The organism is Flavobacterium ginsengiterrae (genome assembly GCF_039539785.1).
In the GTDB taxonomy this organism is placed as follows: domain Bacteria; phylum Bacteroidota; class Bacteroidia; order Flavobacteriales; family Flavobacteriaceae; genus Flavobacterium; species Flavobacterium ginsengiterrae.
In genome coordinates this window covers 268,716-290,184 of the sequence record NZ_BAABDU010000002.1, presented here as the reverse complement: position 1 = coordinate 290,184, position 21,469 = coordinate 268,716, and the positions used below count along the sequence as shown (strand labels likewise).

Annotated in this window: 18 protein-coding genes; 5 read left to right on the top strand and 13 right to left on the bottom strand. The window is 34.8% G+C overall.

What is annotated here, in order from left to right; translation table 11 throughout:
- The first annotated feature begins 52 nt into the window (after positions 1-52).
- Positions 53-478 carry a hypothetical protein gene (locus ABD859_RS02085; protein WP_345139576.1) on the top strand — a complete coding sequence of 142 codons (426 nt, stop codon included), beginning with the start codon at positions 53-55 and terminating at the stop codon, positions 476-478.
- Between the two features lie 282 nt (positions 479-760).
- Here the strand turns inward: ABD859_RS02085 and ABD859_RS02080 are convergent, their stop codons facing one another.
- Positions 761-1,168 carry an XRE family transcriptional regulator gene (locus tag ABD859_RS02080; protein WP_345139573.1) on the bottom strand — a complete coding sequence of 136 codons (408 nt, stop codon included), beginning with the start codon at positions 1,166-1,168 and terminating at the stop codon, positions 761-763.
- Between the two features lie 183 nt (positions 1,169-1,351).
- Here ABD859_RS02080 and ABD859_RS02075 point away from each other — a divergent pair, with 183 nt between their 5' ends.
- Entirely contained in the window at positions 1,352-1,912 is a 561-nt protein-coding gene (locus ABD859_RS02075) for a hypothetical protein (protein ID WP_345139570.1), read from the top strand.
- Between the two features lie 91 nt (positions 1,913-2,003).
- On the opposite strand, the gene ABD859_RS02070 is transcribed toward ABD859_RS02075, so the two are convergent.
- A complete protein-coding gene (locus ABD859_RS02070) occupies positions 2,004-2,198 on the bottom strand; it encodes a hypothetical protein (RefSeq protein WP_345139568.1) in 195 nt (64 codons plus the stop codon).
- Between the two features lie 23 nt (positions 2,199-2,221).
- Positions 2,222-2,380 (bottom strand): hypothetical protein, encoded by a 159-nt coding sequence (locus ABD859_RS02065; protein WP_345139565.1) that lies wholly within the window; start codon positions 2,378-2,380, stop codon positions 2,222-2,224.
- Between the two features lie 275 nt (positions 2,381-2,655).
- On the opposite strand from ABD859_RS02065, the gene ABD859_RS02060 reads away from it, so the two are divergent.
- Positions 2,656-3,105 (top strand): hypothetical protein, encoded by a 450-nt coding sequence (locus ABD859_RS02060; RefSeq protein ID WP_345139562.1) that lies wholly within the window; start codon positions 2,656-2,658, stop codon positions 3,103-3,105.
- Positions 3,106-3,143: 38 nt separating this feature from the next.
- Here the strand turns inward: ABD859_RS02060 and ABD859_RS02055 are convergent, their stop codons facing one another.
- The 7 genes from ABD859_RS02055 to ABD859_RS02025 form a co-directional block, all read right to left on the bottom strand.
- Positions 3,144-3,455 (bottom strand): hypothetical protein, encoded by a 312-nt coding sequence (locus ABD859_RS02055; protein WP_345139560.1) that lies wholly within the window; start codon positions 3,453-3,455, stop codon positions 3,144-3,146.
- A 29-nt stretch (positions 3,456-3,484) separates the two neighbouring features.
- Positions 3,485-4,087 (bottom strand): YciE/YciF ferroxidase family protein, encoded by a 603-nt coding sequence (locus tag ABD859_RS02050; protein WP_345139557.1) that lies wholly within the window; start codon positions 4,085-4,087, stop codon positions 3,485-3,487.
- 18 nt (positions 4,088-4,105) lie between these two features.
- On the bottom strand, positions 4,106-6,250 hold the full coding sequence (locus ABD859_RS02045) for a catalase (protein ID WP_345139554.1): 2,145 nt from the start codon (positions 6,248-6,250) through the stop codon (positions 4,106-4,108).
- Positions 6,251-6,457: 207 nt separating this feature from the next.
- A complete protein-coding gene (locus ABD859_RS02040; RefSeq protein ID WP_345139552.1) occupies positions 6,458-9,691 on the bottom strand; it encodes a CheR family methyltransferase in 3,234 nt (1,077 codons plus the stop codon).
- Between the two features lie 241 nt (positions 9,692-9,932).
- Positions 9,933-13,214 (bottom strand): CheR family methyltransferase, encoded by a 3,282-nt coding sequence (locus ABD859_RS02035; RefSeq protein WP_345139550.1) that lies wholly within the window; start codon positions 13,212-13,214, stop codon positions 9,933-9,935.
- Positions 13,215-13,317: 103 nt separating this feature from the next.
- Positions 13,318-14,076, bottom strand: a complete 759-nt coding sequence (locus tag ABD859_RS02030) for an SDR family oxidoreductase (protein WP_345139548.1) — start codon at positions 14,074-14,076, stop codon at positions 13,318-13,320.
- Between the two features lie 35 nt (positions 14,077-14,111).
- A complete protein-coding gene (locus ABD859_RS02025; RefSeq protein WP_345139546.1) occupies positions 14,112-15,692 on the bottom strand; it encodes an FAD-dependent oxidoreductase in 1,581 nt (526 codons plus the stop codon).
- A 191-nt stretch (positions 15,693-15,883) separates the two neighbouring features.
- Between ABD859_RS02025 and ABD859_RS02020 the strand changes: the two genes are divergently transcribed.
- On the top strand, positions 15,884-17,053 hold the full coding sequence (locus ABD859_RS02020; protein ID WP_345139544.1) for a zinc-dependent alcohol dehydrogenase: 1,170 nt from the start codon (positions 15,884-15,886) through the stop codon (positions 17,051-17,053).
- Between the two features lie 60 nt (positions 17,054-17,113).
- On the opposite strand, the gene ABD859_RS02015 is transcribed toward ABD859_RS02020, so the two are convergent.
- The 3 genes from ABD859_RS02015 to ABD859_RS02005 all read right to left on the bottom strand — a co-directional run bounded on the left by ABD859_RS02015 (position 17,114) and on the right by ABD859_RS02005 (position 20,896).
- Positions 17,114-19,294, bottom strand: coding sequence for a hypothetical protein (locus ABD859_RS02015; protein ID WP_345139541.1), 2,181 nt, complete (start codon positions 19,292-19,294; stop codon positions 17,114-17,116).
- Between the two features lie 85 nt (positions 19,295-19,379).
- Positions 19,380-20,036: a DUF6766 family protein gene (locus ABD859_RS02010; RefSeq protein WP_345139538.1), complete on the bottom strand. Its 657-nt coding sequence runs from the start codon at positions 20,034-20,036 to the stop codon at positions 19,380-19,382.
- A 173-nt stretch (positions 20,037-20,209) separates the two neighbouring features.
- Positions 20,210-20,896: an SRPBCC family protein gene (locus ABD859_RS02005; protein WP_345139536.1), complete on the bottom strand. Its 687-nt coding sequence runs from the start codon at positions 20,894-20,896 to the stop codon at positions 20,210-20,212.
- Positions 20,897-21,144: 248 nt separating this feature from the next.
- Here ABD859_RS02005 and ABD859_RS02000 point away from each other — a divergent pair, with 248 nt between their 5' ends.
- Positions 21,145-21,441 carry a hypothetical protein gene (locus ABD859_RS02000; protein ID WP_345139534.1) on the top strand — a complete coding sequence of 99 codons (297 nt, stop codon included), beginning with the start codon at positions 21,145-21,147 and terminating at the stop codon, positions 21,439-21,441.
- Positions 21,442-21,469: the final 28 nt, after the last annotated feature.

Sequence of the window (21,469 nt, the reverse complement as noted above, 5' to 3'; positions counted from 1 at the left end):
GAGCGAGACGCTCGCGCTAGCAGACGCATAAATTTTGAATTAAGATAAGGAAGTGAAAAAAAAGATATATATAACCTTAGGAGCTGTAACTCTTCTGTTTTCAGTTTATTATTATTGGCAAAACAGATATGTTGAACTTCGTCCTGTAGTTCAAAGAAAGGATTTACATAGACCCATTCTTTTCTCTGAGACATTTCACAATCAACTGTTTAAAATTGCTAATTCAAATGAAGTTCCACGATATTATTATAAAAACATAAAGTACGTTTTAAATAGAGAATCTCAGGATTATATTGTAAAAAATGGAGTGATTTACATTAAATACAAATATATGAATGATATGGAAATGATATGGAATTATACTACCAAGACAAGTAATTTAGATTGGTTTAAATCGCAAAAAGAAATGGATAGTATTAATGGAGATGCAAAAAGTAAAGAAGAATTATATAGAATTATTAAAGGATTTCGAAAGTAGTTTTGCCAAAAAAGCTACTTTTTGATATGGACTTTTCACATTTTTTTGATTATCACTTCTCCGCTAGCGCGAGCGTACCGCTCGTGCACTCAAAGTAAATTAATTTTGATTATGGAAGACAAATTTCCCTGCTAGCGCGAGCGTCTCGCTCGTGTCCGCAATCCAAATCAATATAAAAAAGTTAAACTTTGCCTTCACAGCTAGACGCTCTCGGCAAAATAGTTAGGAAAACAAAGAGACCCAAAAAAGTCTCTTCTCCCAAAATATATCTTCAATAAACAACTATCTACCAATCAACTTCTCAAGCCGAACCATCATCTCATCTTTCTCCTTCAGCATCCTTTCATACAAAGCAATTTTTTCTTCGTGAAGTTCAATCAATTTTTCAATTGGATTAAAAGTACAATTGATGTATCCAGAATTGTTAGCAACTGATCCTTCATGAAAAGTATTAGAAATAATATTTATCGCCTGTTCTTCATCAAAATTCTGAAAAGCTTCCACAGGAATTTTCAATACGGCTGAGATTTGTTTCAGCAGATTGTCTTCAATTACATCTTTTTGCTCCAGTATAGAAATTTTCTTTTGGTTCCAGTCTTCGCCCAAATCATAAGCCAATGCTTCCTGCTTGATGTTAAGCATTTCTCTAAAACGTTTTACGTTTCTTCCCTGATGTATTTTCTGTTCCATAATAAATATCAATTTTTCTAAAAGCTCAAAGATAAAGCCATTCCGGCTAAAAATCCTGAGTTTCAAAGATAGAAAAATATCCTAAAATACGTTCTCATTTGTCAGATATTATATCCGTTTTACAGAATAGATTATTCTTTTTAAAGAAAGTAATTTCGTACAATATTTAAAAGTGTACTTATTATGAAAAAGAATAAAATATCATTTGAAACCGGATTTTGGGCAGGATATGAGGGAGGAAATCCATTTAAGGCGCTTACTTCCTTTTTTGACTTTGCACATCTTGATTATTATAAACAAAATTTAAGCGAAGTTGTAATCTATTGCTATAAAACAAAAGTCTGCCAGCAGGAAAATCCTTCTGATGTTTTTATCTTGTATACAGCATTTATTTTTTTTCTTAAAGTTTGTTACTGTATAAATCATAAAAGTAAAAAATGGAAAGTTTCAGCGTCTTTGCGCTCTGAAAAGGTTTTTCATTTTTCTTCTTTAACGAAAGAAGAATACGAAAATCCGTTTATAGTATTTCAAAAAGCATTTGAAGAAAAAACGCTCGAAGAATTTGAATTGTTTCTATATCAGATCTTAGAGCTTTCATTGTCTCCGCATGCAGGAGATCCTTTTACTGATATAACGACAGCTTATATTCATGTTATCAAAATGCTCGACGCTGCGGAACTAATTAGAGAAAGGGGAGTTGAGAAAATCAGAAAAAACGTTGCTATTGATTTTATGGCACAATAAATAAAAGTAACTATAAAAAAATCCCATTTCGTTAGAAACAGGATTTTAATTTTTGCGCCCCATATTGAGTTATGGAAAAAACTATGCTTGATTAAAATTGAGCATCTATACTATTATTGTCAGCATCAATATTATGCTGAATGTTGTTTGCGGGTTTTTCATCCCAGTCGCCCCAATCTCCATTGTAGATTTTTAGGCATATTATTTCATTGTTTTCTCCCTGCAGCATTCTTGTATTAGAAAGACTGCAAGTTCCTTTACTTATGGTTGTTTTAGTATTTTCCATAACTTAATTTTTTAGAGTAGATTTTAGTCAATATGTGATGTATTTAGGGTATCTATTTTTTGAAATGAAGCTTCTTTTTGGTCTCTTGGAGAATCTTCGTCACCGCAAAGATGATCACAGCCATAATTTAAAACCGATGTAAGAACTATAATAATGATAAGCAGAACTTTAAATTTTTTCATGTGATTTATTTATGTGAGATTATTCTACAAAGATATACTCAGGAAGAAACACTGCTTACAGAATTATACTTACAATTTACATAATTCCCATTACCGCAATAGTGAAGAAATATCTTTCTGTCCCAATTTTTCTATTACTCAAGGATATTTTAATAAATTTTAAAATTTCAAACATGGGAATTATATAACATTCAATATTGAATTATATAAAACGGCGTTTTAATTCTCGTGATATTTGTAAGATTCTCTATGTATAATCCCAAAAACGAAATGTCATGGATAAAAGAGGGCCAATCATAATTATAGAAGAAAATAAAGAAGACCGCCGTTTATTTGCTCAGATTTTTTTGGAGTTGTCAATAAATAATGAGATACTTTATTTTGATACTTTTCAAGAGGCAGACGAAGAACTAATACTGAATGATATAGAACCTTTTTTATTTTTTGCCAATATTCTTCAGTTTGATGAAGACAGTAAACATAAAGGTCTGGAAAATCATAGTGTTTTTTGTCAAAAATCAAATTGTCCTTGTTTGTTCTTCTCTGTTTTATATCCAAACTATTTTATTATAGATACGTATGCAGTACCCAAGCAGAGTTATTTTATAAATCCATACAGTGAAGAAAAATTAAAAGAAGTTTTGGGTTCCATTATTGAATTCTGGACTTCAAAAAAAGATGAAAAAGCTGTAGGAAAAGAAAAGAAACAAAAACAGAACTTATAAAATAAACCCATCTAAAAGCTAGATGGGTTTTGTTTTATTTATAAATTTCGATCAGGATTTGTACCGTCTTCATCTTCTTCGTCAAGATCTTCCAGATCTGCATTATCAAATTCGTCGTCATCAAAGTCTTCATCATCGTCATCAAATTCATCGTTGTAGACTTCATCTTCATCAGATTCTCTTTTATCAAATTCATTGATTTCTAAATCATCTCCATAATCAGGTTCAGCATTATCAGATATTGGATGATCCGTTGTTGGAGGCATATCAATGTCCGGATCTTCGTATCGTTCTTTATTTTGAAAATTTTGATCTTCCAGATTGTAATTTTCTCTTTCTTCTAAGTTCATAATATTGTTTTTAAAAGTTAGTTTCAGTTTTATTCTGCAGCGGTAATATTTACTACATTTAATGCGATGTCGTTTAACAAACAGTCAGCTTCTTTTTCTTCTGCAAGAGTCTGCGTTAATAATTTAGCGGCATCATTTTCACCAATTGCTTTTGCAAATGCAGCTAAAGTTCCATAAGTAGCAATTTCGTAGTGCTCGATTTTTTGCGAAGCGGCAATAATTCCGGCATCTCTTACAGCGCCTGGTGCAGTTTCTTCAAGAATACTATCGCCTTCTTTTAATAATCCGGCCATAGCTTCGCATTTTTTTCCTTCGGCTTTTTCACCTAATGAATCAAAAACCTGTTCCAGTCTGGCTATCTGATTTTGAGTAACCGAAAGGTGCTCTAAAATAGCTCCCGAAAGTCCAGCTGCTGTAGCATTTGCGGCCATTTTGGGCAAAGCGCCTGCTAAGGCATTTTCTGCCCAATAAATATCTTTCAGACTGTCTATAAACAAACCTTTTAATTCTTGTGCAGCATCTGCGGCTGGTTCTGTAATATTGATTTTTTTTGCGTTGCTTTTTATCTCTTTTGACTGATTCGCTTTTGGTTGTGCGGCATTAGTCTGACCTTGTTTTTCTGAATTTTTCATTTTATGTTTTTTTTGATATTAATTGTATAAGTTGGGTTCGCGCTGCCAAAAACGGTGCATGGTCATAGCTGTAATAAATTCCTGAGCAAATGCTTCAGAAGCAATTTCGCTTGTAACAATTACGCCGGGATCATCATTTGTAATTTTTCCGGCAAAAGCTGCTCCGCTTATAATTGACGCAGCATCGCCGTCGGCACCAATTACTTTACAATGTTTATACGCATCATTTAAATATTCGATTGCATCTTCATTTTCTGCCAATGTGTTAAGGTCTAAACCATGCGGTACATAAACAGCATCGAATAATACAGATGAAGCGGTTAAGAAACTGAATTCTGCTGCAATAGCTGTGTCAGAATCTGTTTTTACCGAACCTAAATGCGGCGCTATGACGCATCCTTTTGCACCTTCTTTTTTAAGGGCACTTTTCATGTTCATGACAGCTGCTTCAGAAACGCCGTCTGATACCAGAATAGCTACTTTTCTCGATTCTATTGTAGGCGCGTTTGTTGGGTTTTTAATCATGCTTAATGCTTCTGATGAATCAACTGCCTGATCTATTGTTTGTGGTTCTTGTGTTCCGGCTTCTTCGGTTTCTGGCGAAACGCCTTTGTTTATTGGCTTTTCTATAATTGGCGGCACATTTGCCCCAAGACCCAATGCCACTTTTTCGGCAAGAGTTGTATCAATTTGAGATAAAAGTCCAAGCATTCGAACTCTAATTGCAGTAGTTTCTACTTTTCCAAGTTCAAATCGAAGGGCTTTTACAATATGGCTTTTTTCTTCTGGTGTCTGGCTGTTAAAGAAAAGTCTAGCCTGCCCAAAATGATCTGTAAAACTTTCGCTTCTGGCTCTCACTTTATGAGCGTCAACACGTTCGTTAAAACTGGCAAAACCTCCTTCAGCAATTTTTGCCTGATAGGGACAGCCGCCACCGAGAGAATTTGGGTGATAACTAACACGTCCTTTATTAATTTCCTGACGCATATGTCCGTCACGCTGATTGTTATGGATAGGGGCAACGCTTCTGTTAATTGGGATTTCATGAAAGTTGGGACTTCCTAATCTTGATAATTGGGTATCTGTATAAGAAAACAATCTTCCCTGCAAAAGCGGATCGTTTGTAAAATCAATTCCCGGCACCACATGACCCGGATGAAAAGCGATTTGTTCTGTTTCGGCAAAGAAATTATCTGGATTTTTGTTTAAGACCATTCTTCCAATAATGGTAACAGGAACGAGTTCTTCGGGAACAAGTTTGGTTGGATCCAAAAGATCAAAATCGTATTTATGTTCATCTTCACTTGGAATGATTTGAACCCCTAATTCCCATTCAGGGAAATTTCCTGTTTCAATAGCTTCCCATAAATCCTCTCGATGAAAATCAGGATTTTTACCTGAAATCTTTTGTGCTTCATCCCAGGCAACGGCATGAGTTCCTAATTTCGGTTTCCAATGGAATTTCACAAAAACTGATTCTTCCTGAGCATTTACCAGTCTAAAAGTATGAACACCAAAACCTTCCATCATTCTGTAACTTCTAGGAATAGCGCGATCAGACATGACCCACATAATCATGTGCATCGATTCTGGCATAAGCGAAATAAAATCCCAAAAAGTATCGTGTGCAGATGCCGCCTGTGGAATTTCGTTATGTGGTTCGGGTTTTACAGCGTGGATTAGATCAGGAAATTTGGCTGCATCCTGAATAAAAAATACAGGAATATTATTGGCAACCAGATCATAAATTCCTTCCTGAGTATAAAATTTAACGGCAAATCCTCGTGCATCTCTGGCAAGATCTGTAGAACCTCTTGATCCTGCAACGGTAGAGAATCTTGCAAAAACAGGTGTTTTTTGTCCTTTTTCCTGTAAAAATCCTGCTTTGGTTAATTCAGGAATTGGATTGGTTACTTCAAAGAATCCGTGTGCGCCTGAACCTCTGGCGTGAACAATTCTTTCCGGAATTCTTTCATGGTCAAAATGCGTAATTTTTTCCCTTAAAATAAAATCTTCTAATAAAGATGGTCCGCGATCACCGGCTTTAAGTGAATTGTTGTCATCGTTAATTTTTACGCCTTGATCCGTGGTTAAAAATTTGTTGGTTCCATCGGAGGTATTGATGGATAAATCTCTTTGTTTTTCGTCTTGAAAATTTTTCATGGTATTTCTTAATTAGTTAAAAACTCTCAATAAAATACAAGTTTACCTTTCGGGTTTACAGATAGTTATAGATCGTAAATTATTAAGTAATTCAAATTTAAATTTTCAATAAATGCCATTTTTATACAATTGAGTGCTGTTTTTTTCAGGATTGCCATGATGCCTTAAAAACAAAAATCTCCGTTTAAGGAGATTTTTGTTTTTAACTTAATGTAAAAGCGGGAGATATATAAAAACTGTTGTGCCCTTATTAGGCTCGCTGTCGACTTTGATGAAGCCTTTATGATTGTAAACAATTTTTTGTACTAATGTCAAACCGAGGCCGCTTCCGTATTGTTTGTCATCTGATCGAAGTTTGTAGAAAGGATTAAAAATAAGATTCTCAAAGTTTTTAGTGAAACCAATTCCATTATCAGTAATAAAAAGTTTGATATATTGAGTTTCGGCATCTGCTCCAAAATCTACCATTTCGTCTGGAGAAATTTCTTGTGTTCCAATTCTAATTTTTGGAATATCATTCTCTTTAGCATATTTCAAAGCATTCGAAATCAGGTGTGTAAATAACTGTTGAATCTGCGACGGAATAATTGGCAGAGTAGGCAGTAAGTTTATTTCTATGGTTGCTTTTTGCTGAGAAATGAGTGATTTTTGGCTTGTAATGGCTTTTTTCAGCAATACATTCAAATCTGTTTTTTTTAATTCCTTCTGACTAAAATTTATTTTCGAATATTCTATCAGATCTCCAATAAGCTGATTCATATTGACAGCCGAACTTAATAAACGATTTAAATTATGTTTTCCGGATTCTGAAAGGGTTTTTTCGGCATCTAAAATCTTTTTTCCAAACATGTAAATTCTGCGGATTGGTTCCAGTAAACTTTCGCTGGCAGAGTTTGTAAATGAAGCTAACATTTCAGTGTAAATCTGTAGCTCTTTATTTTTATTAGCTAAGGTTTTCTGGCTTTCTTCTAAATCTGTGACATCATCTAAGGTTATTAAAATTTTATCATTTTGTGCAGAATTCCCAATTAAAGATGCACTAATAAGCACTGTTCTTTTACCAAGATTTTCAAAACGGAACTGCATTTTAAAATTTTTAACCGTTTCGTTGCGACTCACTTTTTTTAAGACTGATTCGATAAAGGCGGGAATATTCCAATGCTCGCTTTGAATGTCAAGAATAGAGAATCCTTCCGTTTGTTCTTCTGTTGTTTTAAAATATTTGTAAAAAGAAGAATTAGCATTTTTAATGATAAAATTTTTGTCAACAATAAGCAATGGTTCTTTTATTGAATTAAAAATAGATTCGTAAAAATGGCGCATCACCTCGAGTTCTTCCCGATGGTCTTTGAGTTCATCGTTTACGCATGAAAGTTCCTGAGCATTTGACTGCAATTCCTGAGTAGAATTTTCGAGCTGCAGATTGATCATTTGTAATTCTTCGTTGGTGCTTACCAATTCTTCATTTGTAGTCTGCAGTTCTTCAAAATAAATCAGCTGTTCTTCATTAACTCTTTTAAAATCATCCCGCAGCTGCAGTAATTCTTTTTGTGAGTCTTGTGTATTGCTTTTATCTGCGTCTATTTCAGGATTTGTCTTTTTACTAAAAATAATAAGCAGTAATTTGGTATGATCTGGAAGATAAATAATTTCAAACGATGTTAGAAAAGGCTGTTTCCTGATGGCAATAAATTCTCCCGAAAAATTCTTTTTTTCGTTTCTGGCTTTTAAAATATAGTTTCTGAGTTCAAATGCTATTTCGTCCCGAACCATATTCAGGATATTAAAACTGGGCTTTCCGGATGAGGGCTGTAAAAACGGACTCGTGTTGCCATGAAAATGTACAATTTCTAAGTTTTCATTTATTAATACTGCGGCAGGTGAAAAATGTTCAAACAGAATACGTGAAGTAATTTTTGCGTAGTCATTTTCATTTTCAGTATGCTGTTTTAGTTTAACTTCATAATCGCCGTGCACTATTTTTTTTGACTGCAGCGGTACAATTGCTTTTCGGGTATATATTCTGTCGGGGTTGTTGACAGCTGTAAATAAGTGCGGAACGTTATACGCCCATTCTGATTTTCCAAGGAATAAATAACCATTTTCACGAAGCGCATAATGAAATGATGCCAGCACCTGATTTTGTAAATCGGCATCAAAATAGATTAATACGTTGCGGCAGGAAACAAAATCAATTTTAGAGAAAGGCGCATCTTTAGTCAAATCGTGAACGGCAAAAACGCACATATCCCGAATTGTTTTATTGACATGATAACTGTTGTCTCTTTTGGTAAAGTATTTTTCGAGTCTTTTCTCACTGATATTTTTGATGTCCTGCAATGTATAAGTCGCTAAGCGTGCTTTAGAAATACATTTCTCAGATAAATCCGAAGCTATAATCTGCACCTTGATATCTTTTCTGTTGATTTCTTCCAGATACCCATCAATGCACATAGCGAGCGAATAGGCCTCTTCTCCTGTAGAACATCCGGCAGACCAGATTCTTATAGTTCTATTAACAGCGCTTTCAACAAGAGAAGGCATTACATTTTTGCATAAATTATCAAAAGCTTCCTGATCGCGGAAAAAGTAAGTAACCGATATCAAAAATTCATCAAATAATACATCTTGCTCCTTGGGGCTGTTTCGAAGAAAAATGAGATATTTTTCTACAGTTTCATGTCTGGTTTCCACCATTCTTTTTGCGATTCTTCTTCGCAGTGTTGCATATTTATAATTCAGAAAGTTTGTACCTGTTTTTAAAAATAATATTGTTGCTATCTGGTCAAGCAGTTCCTGTTCGCTGGGCGTTGATTCTTCTTTTTCTTCATAAGAATGCGTAGCGAGATTACTGGCATGAATTTCTAAAAGCTTGTCTTCAATTTCATTTGGTGCCGTAAAATAGTCTATGTATTCTGCTGTTACAGGATTTGGTTTGATCCCGTTTTTAGAAAGCGCCGCGATAGTAAAACCGCCTGCTTCTTTTAGTTTTTTGAGTCCTGTAGAACCATCAAAAGGAGATTTCGTTAGAATTAAAGCTACAGCATAACTTTTATAGGCGTGTCCAACAGCTTCAAAGTACACGTCAAAACTGTTGTTTATTTTGCTGGTGCGGGTTTTAGATTCTAGTTTTAATATTCCATCTTCATGAAGCAGAAAATTATTTTCAGGAACGATGTAAATGTGATTAGGCTGGATATTCTGGATAGCAGCATGATGAACAATTTCTGTTACGGGGATTTTCGTCTGCGAAGCTAATTCGTCAGCAAGATTATGGGTTTGGGGAGCAGATAAACTTTCAAAAACAAGATAAGCTCTTCCAGAATCTAATACGAGATCAGAAACAATTTTTTTTAATAAATCAATTTCAGCAGCAGAACTTGCTATCGCTGTAACTTGAAAATGTGAATTATGAGGAGTTATTTTATCATTAGGTTTCATTTTGTGAGGTTTACGGCAATCTTAGTTTTAATATTTGGATTTTAAAAAGACTGCAGCACTTCTAAAATGGAATCACATTATTGGACCTCAATTTCGAAAAATCAAAAATAGAGCTGCATAAATGTAAAACTGTAGTAAAAGTAATGCAGATTTCGTTGCATTAAATATAAAACTGCTTCCTGAATTAACCTTTTACAATTGATATCAGGATTTTCATAATTCCCACAAATGGCTTTTAATTTTAAGAAGGAAGATAGATACTAATAGTAGTACCAAAACCAGATTTACTCAAAGCCTTTATAAATCCGTTATGGTTCGAAACAATTTTTTTTACGAGCGTTAAACCGAGTCCGCTTCCTGCATATTCATCTTTGCTGTGTAATCTAAAGAAAGGTTCAAAAATGCGGTTTTCATATTCTTTATTAAAGCCAATACCGTTATCAATAACATTAATTTTAATGTATTTTGTATCAGTATTACCGCCAAGATTTGTTATTTCTTCAGTAGAAGCTTTTGCTGTTTCTATTCTAATTTCCGGCGCAGTGTCTTCTTTTGAATATTTAACAGCGTTTAAGATTAGATTCGTAAGCAATTGCTGGATTTGAAAAGGAATGACATTCACTGTGCTCTCTGTAACTGCTGTTTCTATAACAGTTTTCTTTTCGTCAATAGAATCTTTAATATCTGTCAGTGTTTTTTTAAGAATCAGATTAAAGTCGGATTTTTTGAATTTCTTTTCACTGAAATTTAATCTCGAATAATTAATAAGATCCGCAATTAACTGGCTGGTAGTTTTTGCCGAATGCATGGCACGCTGTAAATTATGTTTTCCGTCTTCTGACAAAGATTTTTCTTTTTCAAAAATTCGATGACAGAACATATGAATTTTATTAAGAGGTTCCTGCAGATCGTGACTTGCTGCAGAAGTGAAGTTTTCCAACTGTTCGTTGTAAATCTGCAATTCAGCGTTTCTTTTATTCAACAGTTCATTCGACGCCAGAATATCGGTGATGTCTTCAAAAGCAAGCAGAATCATTCCTTCTGGTTTTGCATTTTGAATTAAACGTGCATTGGCGATGAGCGTCTTCTTTTCGCCATTGTAGAAAATTTCCAGTTTATAATCTTCAATAGTTTGTTTTTGAATTACCATTTTAAAGATCAGATCTTTAAAATTCGGAATATCCCATTGACTATTTCCAATTTCGAAAAACGAAAATCCTTCGATATCTTTTTCTGTAGTATTAAAATATTTATAAAAAGACGGATTTGCGCTTTTTACATTGTAATCGTTATCAATAATAATAAGAGGCTCTCTAATAGTCTGTACGATAGATTCTGCATAATGACGCATCGAAAGCAGTTGTTCCTGACGATCGAGAAGTTCTTCATTTGTACAGATAAGTTCTTGATTATTAGATTGAAGTTCTTCTGTTGAAGTTTGTAATTCTTCATTCATGACCTGAAGTTCTTCGGTACTGCTTAATAGCTCTTCATTTGTAGTCTGGAGTTCTTCAAAAGCAATCTGCTGTTCTTCGCTAACCCTTTTTATATCTTCACGTAAGTGCGATAATTCTTTTTCCAGTTCTGCAATTTTAAGTTTATCGGCATTTTTTTTAGAATTTTTTGATTCTAAATCTGTTTCCGGAAGCGGATTTTTATGGAAAAGAATCATAAGATGATTATCATCGTTTGGAAGCGTCAGGATTTCAAAAGAAGCCAGATAATTTTGATCTTTTACAGAAAGGTTTTCACGAATGATATTTTCTTTATTCTTATTGATTTCTACAATAGCATTACGAAGTTCAAAACTAATTCCTTCTCGCGCCATTTTAAGAATATTAAAATTTGGTCTTCCGGGTGCCGGTAATAAAAATGGAGAAGTATCTCCATGAAAATGAACTACTTCCTGATGTTCATTTATAATAACACTTGCAGGTGTATATCTGGAAAACAAAATATCGTCGGCAGTTTTCCTAAAGTCTGTTTCATGACTTGCACTGCCATACGTTTTTGTCCTAATGGTTAAGTTATTGTAAGCAGGCTTAAAAGCCTGAGGTACATAGCGGGCAGGAGTAAATTTTTTAGCGTAAATTTTATCCTGTTTAACAACTGCATCAAATAAATGCTGCACACTGTTTGCTGATTCTGATTTTCCAAGAAATAAAAAACCTTTTTCTTTCAGCGCATAATGAAATGAACCCAATACTTTTTCCTGCAGGAACGAATTAAGGTAAATCATTACATTTCGGCATGAAACCAGGTCTATTTTAGCAAACGGAGGATCCTTAATAAAGTTATGCGCAGCAAAAATGCACATATCACGAATTATTTTATTAAGATGATAATGTCCGTCGCGTTTTGTAAAGTATTGTTCTAAGCGCGTTTCAGAAATATGCTGGACATCCTGTGCAGAGTATACTGCCGATCTGGCTCTTGCAATAGATTTTTCTGAAATATCCGATGCGAAAATCTGAACTTTTAAATCTTTAATATTATGCTGTGCAAGATATTCGCAGATTACTATGGCGAGTGAATAGGCTTCTTCGCCCGTAGAACATGCTGCAGACCAAACGCGTAAAGTATTATTGGTACAGTTTTGAATTAACTGCGGCAGCACTATTTGAGAAAGAGATTCAAAGGAATCCTCATCTCTAAAAAAGTAGGTTACCGGAATTAATAAATCATTAAAAAGGAGTTCTTGTTCGTTTTTATTATTGCGGAGAATTGTATAATAATCGCTCATGGTTTCTTTGTTTAAAACAACCATTCTGCGTGTAATGCGCCTTCTTATTGCAGGTTTTTTATAATCAAAAAAATCATTTTCTGTTTTTTGCAGAATAAGATTTAATATCTGGTTAAGTACATCTTCTTCTTTTTTAGGAATGTGTTCTTCTTCGCTGTAAGCATAATTGTCGAGATAGCTTTTACGAATAGACACTAATTGAAATGCCATATTTTCCGGTGACAGAATAAAGTCAACAGTATCTGCTTCTACAGCATTTTGCGACATTGTTTTAAATTGAGCAGTGTCGGGATTCTGAATAATCGTTACACCGCCGTATTCCTTAATTTTTTTTAGTCCAAATGCGCCGTCAAATGCTGTTCCCGAAAGTAAAACAGCAATAGCAAAACTTTTGTAAATCTGGGCAACAGCATCAAAGGTAATATCAATATTCTGGGAGATTTTATCAATGCGTCTTATAACATGCATCTTTAAAATCCCATCTTCTGCTGCTAAATAATTGTTTTGAGGAATTATATAGATATGATCTGGCTGAAAATTAATTGTGTTTACAATTTCTACAACCGGAATTTTTGCTGACTTAGCTAAATTTTCGCTGAGATTATGAGAATTATTTGAAGATAAATGCTGAATAATAACATAAGCAATACCTGATTGTTCCGGTATTTGAGAAATTATTTTATTTAAAGCTTCTAATTCTCCCGCAGCACCTGCAATAACTGCAATTGGAAAATTTTGAGTAACAGGTTCGGTTTTATGGGTATTGTTTTCTAAAATCATTGTATATGAAGAAGCGTGTAATTCTTACATTAAAGATACTATAATTTTTAAGTTATGCGCCTTTATTTCGATTAAATACCTTTTAAAAGTTTTTTTACTCCATTTATATGATTTGTAAATGGGGTCTAATCTGCATACTTACGATATCACATCTTTTTGGCTGCGATAAACAGAAAAGAACACTCATGGCAATGTCTTCTGCTTCAAGCATTTCCATTTTTTCGATTTTTTCCTGCTGTACTTCTTTAGGATCTTCCTGCATGTCGCTTGTTACTGCTCCCGGTTCAATATGCGAAACTTTTATTCCAAGTGGATTTATTTCTTTGCGAAGTGCTGTACTGAAGCCTCTTATGGCAGTTTTAGTAGAAACATAAATGACGCCGGTTTTCTCTTTTACCTCAGCACTCATAGAACCAATGTTGATAATATGTCCTGATTTTTGTTCTTTCATTCTGTTAACGGCTTCTTTTGCAAAAGCGATATAACCTAAAACATTGGTTTCTAAAATATATTTCCAGTCTTCATATTCGCCTTCAATTATGCCTCTCGCGGGTAGAGCCGCGTTATTTATGAGGATATCAATACCGCCAAGAACGTTGTCGACTCTTTCCCAGATCATATCGATATCTTCTTTTTTGGTAACATCTGCATTAACTCCATAAATTTCTCCGGCTTTTGATTTTTCTTTAATATCGTCCATTGCATTATTAAAGTCATTTTCGTCTCTTCCAAAGATAAAAACACGACCGCCAAGCGAAACCAAAAGATCGGCAATTGCTTTTCCAATTCCTGTTGTGCCGCCGGTTATTACAATTCTTTTCTGAACGATGTTCTGACCAAAATATTCTGTTATATTATCCATGTTTTAAGTTGTTTAAAGGTATTTATTTAGTAGTTTTATTTAACCTGAATTTTGTGTAAATCATTTTTTGCAGGTCCGTTGGTTACTGTTCCGTCAGTTGCAAATCTTGAGCCGTGGCAGGGACAGTCGAATGTTTTTTCATCGTGATTCCATTTTACAATACATCCCAAATGCGGACAAATTGCCGAAAAGGCGTGAAGTGTATTATCATAATCACGATAAACCGCTACTTTTTTTAATCCGAAAGAAAGAATGCCGCCGTCTCCCGCTTTTAAATCGGCAGTATTATTAAGATCCGATGCTGTAATCCAATCTAAATACTGCGAGGCCATATTTCCGGCTTCTTTCATAAAATCGCCAATGGCTTTAAAAGTGATTCGTGACGGACTGTATAAATCTTCCCATTTGTTTTTTACGCCCGTAATTTGATCAGTAATAATCATGGCGCCAATTGTAGCGTGTGTCATACCGTTTCCGGAATCTCCTGTAATGATATAGATGTTTTTATCGCCGGGATTACGTCCCATAAAACCTAAGGAATCGTAAGGTTCCATAACCTGTCCCGACCATTTGTAGGTAATCTCATCGACCATTGGAAAATATTGTTTGGTCCAGACAGCAAGCCTTTCGTATCGTTCTGTTTCAGAAATGCCTTCTTCATCGGCTTGTCCCGTTTTATGATCTTCTCCTCCCGAAATCAATAAATCATATTCGTCATCAAAACTTTCTAAACGAACATAATGATACGGCTGTGAAACCCATTTTGATTTTGCATCTCCCGTATCCCACCACAAAGCATAGGGAAGGATGTCTTTCGGAATTTTAGCTCCTATTACGTATGTTCTGTAGGCATGCTGTTTGGTATGCATGGTCAAAACATCATTGATTGGCGTATTGGTAGCCACAACAATATGTTTTGCTTTAAAATCGAAACCGTTAACAGAAGCTCCATCTTTTGTAATATTTTCGGCATGTGCTTCAGTAAAAATGGTGCCGCCAAGTGCTGTTACTGCTTCGGCAAGTCCTTTTAAATAATGTAAAATATGAAATTGAGCCTGATCTCTAAATTCAATGGCTCTTTGATTTTCTGCTCCTGCTAAATGGGGTGTATTGTTGAGTAAAGAAGTATTTACTCCTGCATTTTGTGTTGCATTAAATTCCTCATCAAGATTTTTTTCTTTATCGCTGGGATGAAGAAATAAATAACCGCTGACTCTTTTAAACGAACAGTCAATATTTAATTCGTTAACTATTTTTTCGATTTCATCAATAGCTGCGGTATGGCTTTCGGCGGCAAGTCTTGCACTTTCTTTGCCAAAAGTACTTTCAAGGTAATAATAGCGATCGTCGAGTGCACAGGTTAAATGTGCAGTTGTTCTTCCTGTTTCGCCGCTGCCTAAAAAGCCGTCTTCAACCAAAACAACTTTTTTTCCTGCTTTTAATAATTTGTAAGCATTTGTGAGTCCGGCAATTCCTCCGCCAATGACAAGTACTTCTGTTGAAATATCTTGTGTGGCTTTATCGAAAGCTAAAATTGAAGTTGTGTCAATCCAAAAGGAAACATTATCACCAGAAGTAATGCTTCCTTCATTTATTTTGTCTGCTGATTTAGTCATTTTCTTGTAGTTTATATTTGTAAATCATTCTTTCAAATCTACTCACAAGAATCAGATTTTTTTTACAGTATAAATTTTGTGTTTTATAGGATTGCCAGTTGTGTTTTATGTAACGAAGTTAAAAAATAGTGTAAGTGTAACTCGTTTATTAATAGTTATTTGGCTGAAAATAATTTTTAAAAATTACCATTATGAAAGCAGCAGTTATACACGGACCGGGCTCTATTAAATATGATACGGTAGATGATCCAATTTTAAAAGAAAAAGATGATATAATCTTAAAAGTTACTTCTACAGCGATATGCGGATCTGATCTTCATATCTATTCTGGAGGATTTCCACAGCCGCGGCCAATGGTTTTAGGTCATGAATTTATGGGAATTGTAGAGGAAACAGGCTCTGCAGTTACACATTTAAAACGCGGCGATCGGGTCGTAGTTCCGTTTCCAATTGCCTGCGGAAATTGTTTTTTCTGTGATCATGATTCACCTGGAAACTGCGAGCACAGTAACCCCGAACATTATGGACCAGAAGGCGGTATTGCAACAGAGAAAGGTGGAGCACTTTTTGGCTACACAGATTTATACGGAGGTTACGACGGAGGTCAGGCACAATATGTTAGAGTTCCTTATGCGAATTATGGACCGAGAATAGTGCCGGAAGATTTATCTGATGAACAGGTTCTTTTTCTTACCGATATTTTTCCAACAGGATATACAGGCGTAGATTGGGGAGAAGTAAAAGGAGGAGAGACAGTTGCCATTTTTGGAGCCGGTCCCGTAGGGATCATGGCCGCTAAAAGCGCATGGCTTCGCGGTGCAGCGCAAGTAATTATTGTCGATACGCTTCAGTACCGATTGGATAAAGCAAGAGTTACAACTGCTTCTACAACAATTCTATGGAACGATGGGCATAAAGAAGTTGTGGAGCAAATTCGCGCACTTACCAAAGGACGCGGCGCCGACGTTTGTATTGATGCTGTTGGTTTTGAACCAGACAGAAATCTAGCTGATCGTATCAAAGCGACAGTAAATTTTGAAAAAGGTTCCATTAAAGTTTTGGAAGCCTGTATGAGTGCCGTAAGAAGAAACGGAATTGTATCGGTTTTAGGAGTTTATCCTGTTAATTATGATAACTTTCCGCTAGGTCAGTTTTTTGATAAAGGAATTGTTTTAAAAGGAGGACAGGCTCCTGCGCACAAACACATTGATAAACTTTTGGATTATGTAGTTCAGGGAAAAGTTAAACTGGATGACATTATTACGCACCGATTACCGCTTTCTGAAATTTCACATGGTTATGAAATTTTCAAAAAGAAAGAAGACAATTGTGTCAAAGTAGTTTTAGATCCATGGAAGTAATCTATATTGATTTAGAAATAAAGGTGAAGTTTCTCATTTGAGCTTCACCTTTTTTAATAATTACCAGCTGATTTTGATTTTAGCTTCGCCGATTATTTTATATTCTTGCATTTTTGCGTTTTTATTGAGGTACAGCAGCTGTAATTCATTTTGAAATACCTGCAAGGACTTAATATTCTGTTTAATAATGATTTTTAAACTGCACTGCATTTCTTTATTTCCGTCAATTTTTAGATAAACGGTATTCTTTCTCTTTATAAAACGGGTAACAGGGTAATCAGTAAAAATTAGAAAATCATCATTTATTTTAAAATATTGTCTTGGTACAACAGCAAAGGAAGAACCTGTACCATAAACTTCCTGACCAATCTGGCCGTTTTGTTCCCAGCCAGTGTATAAATCTTCGAGAGGTGCGAGTAAATCCTGTTGAATTTCACCAGTTTTAACCTCTTCAGAAAGCATTTCCTTTGGTAGCATTGCGGGATAATAATAAGGAATTCGGTTTATGGCATATTTTACAAACTCCGGAAGAAGTATTTTTAATCCCGGCAGGATATCAATATTTTCAGCCTGAATCATATACTCGGTTAGTGCCGTGTAAACTTCCATTTCTTCATAAGCTGCGGTATATGGCGCATCATTTAAAGGAAATATCGAAAAGAAATTACTATAATTTTTACCAAATCCATACTGGCAGTCCCAAAGCTGTACGTTTTTAAATAATCCGGCCAGACACATATAACTGGTTTCGAGATAAACTTTGTTCTGGGTAATTTTATATAATTCTAATAAAGCATTTGCTGAAAACGCCGTATTATTGGCCTGATAGAATATATCAAATCCACATTGGGTAAGCTGCTTGGCTGCTTTTTCTGCCTCTCGTAAATACCGTTTGTCTTTAGTCAGTTCATACGTTAAAAGCATTAAATGCGCATAGGCGCCCGGAACATCTTTTTCACCGCCTTTTCCGGGCTGTGTTTCTTCTTTTATAACTTCAAAAGTTTCGACGTTATAAAATACAGGCCATTTATAATCAAAATGATGTGCCGCTTTAATCACAAAATCAATAGAATCTAAAGCCAGTTTTTCGGCTTCTTTATCGCCGGCAATAGCAAGTCTGGTGAGGTTAATAAGCGGATGGTGCAAATACCAGGAATCCATTGTAGTATCTTTTTTTTGTTCTTCAGACTGATCCAGTTTATTATGCAGCGCAGGAAGCCAGCGCGTAATGCTTTGTATTTTTGAATCATAAAATGCAGAAATTCCTCTTCGTAAATCTTCCGATAAACGATACGATTCAGCATTCCATTTTTCGTACTCCTTAAGCGGAGTTAGAACCGCAAGCTGTACCATGCTCTCAGCCGGAGTTTCGTAATCACACAGATAGGCGTTTAAATACGGGATTCCGTTTGTCTGTGTCCAGCACCCTTTATTATATTCCAGATCAGTTATTGTTTTACAGGCAATTTCGGTCCAGTCGTGGTATTCTGTTTGAGGTTTGGGAATCAGTTTATAAATCTGAGCCAGACTCTCCAGATAGTCCATACATAATTTTGAAGGATTGTCTTTTGTTTCGTCACCAAGTAATACGTACGCATCGGAGATCACAAAAGATTTTTCTGCAGGAATTGGATTTTCAGCAGCTGCAGGAAGCTGAAAACCAATTTCAGGCCATATACCGCCCACTGTTTCTGCGACAGACGTTTTTGTTGCTTCACAGTATTCCGACAATGAACTCAGGTTTTGAAAATAGAACAGGGTGCTTTTTTTAGGTTTTTTGACACTGGCAAATAACAATCCTGTTCGGCTTCCTACTTGTCTTACGTGGATTTTCCCAGAGGTATTTTCCATATTGCCGTTTTGTGTAAGCGGAAGTATATCGCGCGGCCAAAACGGAATTAATAACGGGGAATGTGCTTTGAATGTAGTTTTATAATGCAGTAAGTGAGATTCAGGATCAGGAAAATCTATAACTATTTCATAAATGCCTAGTTCTGTCTGTAGTTTTACAACAATTTTAGCTGCAGTTTCGGATATGCTGTTAATTTCAAAAAAGCTGTTCAATGCGTAAGCAGCACGAAAAGCAATTCTTTCCTTTTTTGTTCCTATAGAAACAATCCAAAATGAATCTCTGGAGCAGTACAGCTCAAAAGTGTAGCCTGACTTTTCTACCGAGGTTAGAACGTTGCTATAGTCAATATCAGTCTGCGCATTGGCTGTCCAGGGCGAAATAGGATTCATATTAATCAGTTTAATTTATTACTTTCTTTATATTCAATTTTGGTTCAATTATTTTTAATTGAAATGAGGGTTGTTAACTAAAAAATTATCCTCCGGTTTCCATATTTGGAGCGTCGACAGGTTTGGATTGCGAAGAACCAATCTGACGCAGGTAAATTGATAACATGATAATAGCAAAGACAGAAAGGAATTCACTCTGCCAATTTTGGAAAGATTCAAACCAAAATCTTGAATCTGTTAAGTAAGAAGATGCTGTTTCCAATGGTTTTCCATTTCTTAAAAGCTGTTCATTTTCATCTTTTAAACTACCAAAGAAGTGAATAATAAAAGACATGATAAACAAAAGCAAAAGAACAATGGTGAGGGAATGTTTGTATATTTTGAGAATAAATCCACCTTTTTTAACCGGCCACGGCGCATCTTTTTTTGATGGATCCGGCTGGCGGTCTACTTCTTCGGGTTCGTCTATTTTTTTGGATTCTGATGAACCTTTTTGCTTTAGAAATATGGTGGCAGCGACAAATAATGCCATTTGTAGAAATTCACTTTCCCAGTTTTCAAAGGTAGACTGGAAAAAATGTCCCGAAGTAAAATAAGAGAGCAGATTTATTGTATTTGCTCCTTCATTAATAAGTTCTTTGTTATGTTCTTCAAAACCAAAAATAACTTGTCCTGAAAATGATGCTATAAAAAGAATTAAAAAGCAGATACACAAGCCGTTATTTTTAAAGAATGTCTTCATTTGATTTCTTGTTTTCTATCAAATTTCAAGAAAAACATCAAAAAAAAATTATATGATTTATCTTCTCTTTTATAGCTTTTTCATTGTCATTAATTTTATTAAGTGATAAATGCAATAAAAAACGCCTCTTTAACAAAAGAAGCGCTTTTCAAAATAAATAAAGAAAGATAGTATTAACGGTTGTCCTGATGAGATTCTAAATAGATTTTAAGGTTAGAAATATCATCTTTGACTAATTTTTCAAAATATGGGTTTAAAAGTTTAGCAGCACTTTCTCCCGCAACTCCAAGCGGTGCATGATATGAAATAGTTACATCTAGCTCTGTTGCTTTTCCTTTTGGTTTAAAAACAACTTTTCCCGCATTTTTTATTGAAGATCCTTCGATAGAATTCCAGCTTAGAAGCTTGTCTTTTTCATCTTTAATGATTTCTGCATTCCATGAAAGCTGTCCAATACCGCCTGGACCTTTTGCAGTCCATTCTGAAATTGTAGAACTTACGGTTTTAACAGATGCCAGATGATTCATGAATTTTGGTAAGTTTTCAAGATTTCTCCAAAAGGCATACACTTCGCTTACAGGTTTTTCTATTACGCTGTTAACCCTTATATTAACGTTTGATGCTTTATCGTTCATTAAATGATCGGCTGCATCATAAACCGGACAATATCCTGAAATTCCTCGTAAAAGCATGGCACCGCCTGCACCAGCCTGCGTAATGCTTTTATTTTCTTTTGATAAGGCGTTATAAAGTAAGTATGCCCCGCTTGTCACCATTAAAATTCGCTCCAGATTAGATACATTATTTTTTAATAATGGTTTTGAAGCTTTATTTTGTTTTGATAATACTGTTGTGTTCATAGCTGTTTGTTTTTGAATATAATTGAAAAATTCTCATTTCTAGCTGCGTCAAAGCTGGATAGTAAATTCTAAAACAAATTTCGGATAGTCTTTTAAGTATTTTTTACAATATTAAGCTATTGATTTACAGATTTTACATTTATATAAAGCTGATAACAAATGAGTTCTGTAACGTAATTGTAAAATTGTATAAGTTTACTGACAAACAGAGTTTTAGATTTGATTATAACTTAAAAAATTAATTAATTATGAAAACGCTTTTTAAAACCGCAGTAATGTTACTGCTTGTTACAGCTTTTGTATTTTCATGTAAAAAGAATGAAAATAACACTTACCCAGAAACAAATCAAGCAGATTCTATGGATATGTCTGTCGACACCATAGGTCCGGCAATAGATTCATCTGCAACATTAAATTCTGATCAAAATGGACAAAACGGAACAACAGGAGCAACAGGAGAAGGTTCAACGGGGTCAGGAACTGATGGTTCTACACAAAAAGGAAATCAAAATGTAAGAACGGATTCTCTTAAAAATAATAAATAATATTTTTAAATAAAAAACACTCTTATTA

What these genes read in the sequence shown, in the direction of transcription:
- ABD859_RS02080 (WP_345139573.1), bottom strand. Translation starts at nt 1,168, where the DNA reads ATGGAACAGAAAATACATCAGGGAAGAAACGTAAAACGTTTTAGAGAA.
- ABD859_RS02075 (WP_345139570.1), top strand. Translation starts at nt 1,352, where the DNA reads ATGAAAAAGAATAAAATATCATTTGAAACCGGATTTTGGGCAGGATAT.
- ABD859_RS02070 (WP_345139568.1), bottom strand. Translation starts at nt 2,198, where the DNA reads ATGGAAAATACTAAAACAACCATAAGTAAAGGAACTTGCAGTCTTTCT.
- ABD859_RS02065 (WP_345139565.1), bottom strand. Translation starts at nt 2,380, where the DNA reads ATGAAAAAATTTAAAGTTCTGCTTATCATTATTATAGTTCTTACATCG.
- ABD859_RS02060 (WP_345139562.1), top strand. Translation starts at nt 2,656, where the DNA reads ATGGATAAAAGAGGGCCAATCATAATTATAGAAGAAAATAAAGAAGAC.
- ABD859_RS02055 (WP_345139560.1), bottom strand. Translation starts at nt 3,455, where the DNA reads ATGAACTTAGAAGAAAGAGAAAATTACAATCTGGAAGATCAAAATTTT.
- ABD859_RS02050 (WP_345139557.1), bottom strand. Translation starts at nt 4,087, where the DNA reads ATGAAAAATTCAGAAAAACAAGGTCAGACTAATGCCGCACAACCAAAA.
- ABD859_RS02045 (WP_345139554.1), bottom strand. Translation starts at nt 6,250, where the DNA reads ATGAAAAATTTTCAAGACGAAAAACAAAGAGATTTATCCATCAATACC.
- ABD859_RS02040 (WP_345139552.1), bottom strand. Translation starts at nt 9,691, where the DNA reads ATGAAACCTAATGATAAAATAACTCCTCATAATTCACATTTTCAAGTT.
- ABD859_RS02035 (WP_345139550.1), bottom strand. Translation starts at nt 13,214, where the DNA reads ATGATTTTAGAAAACAATACCCATAAAACCGAACCTGTTACTCAAAAT.
- ABD859_RS02030 (WP_345139548.1), bottom strand. Translation starts at nt 14,076, where the DNA reads ATGGATAATATAACAGAATATTTTGGTCAGAACATCGTTCAGAAAAGA.
- ABD859_RS02025 (WP_345139546.1), bottom strand. Translation starts at nt 15,692, where the DNA reads ATGACTAAATCAGCAGACAAAATAAATGAAGGAAGCATTACTTCTGGT.
- ABD859_RS02020 (WP_345139544.1), top strand. Translation starts at nt 15,884, where the DNA reads ATGAAAGCAGCAGTTATACACGGACCGGGCTCTATTAAATATGATACG.
- ABD859_RS02015 (WP_345139541.1), bottom strand. Translation starts at nt 19,294, where the DNA reads ATGAATCCTATTTCGCCCTGGACAGCCAATGCGCAGACTGATATTGAC.
- ABD859_RS02010 (WP_345139538.1), bottom strand. Translation starts at nt 20,036, where the DNA reads ATGAAGACATTCTTTAAAAATAACGGCTTGTGTATCTGCTTTTTAATT.
- ABD859_RS02005 (WP_345139536.1), bottom strand. Translation starts at nt 20,896, where the DNA reads ATGAACACAACAGTATTATCAAAACAAAATAAAGCTTCAAAACCATTA.
- ABD859_RS02000 (WP_345139534.1), top strand. Translation starts at nt 21,145, where the DNA reads ATGAAAACGCTTTTTAAAACCGCAGTAATGTTACTGCTTGTTACAGCT.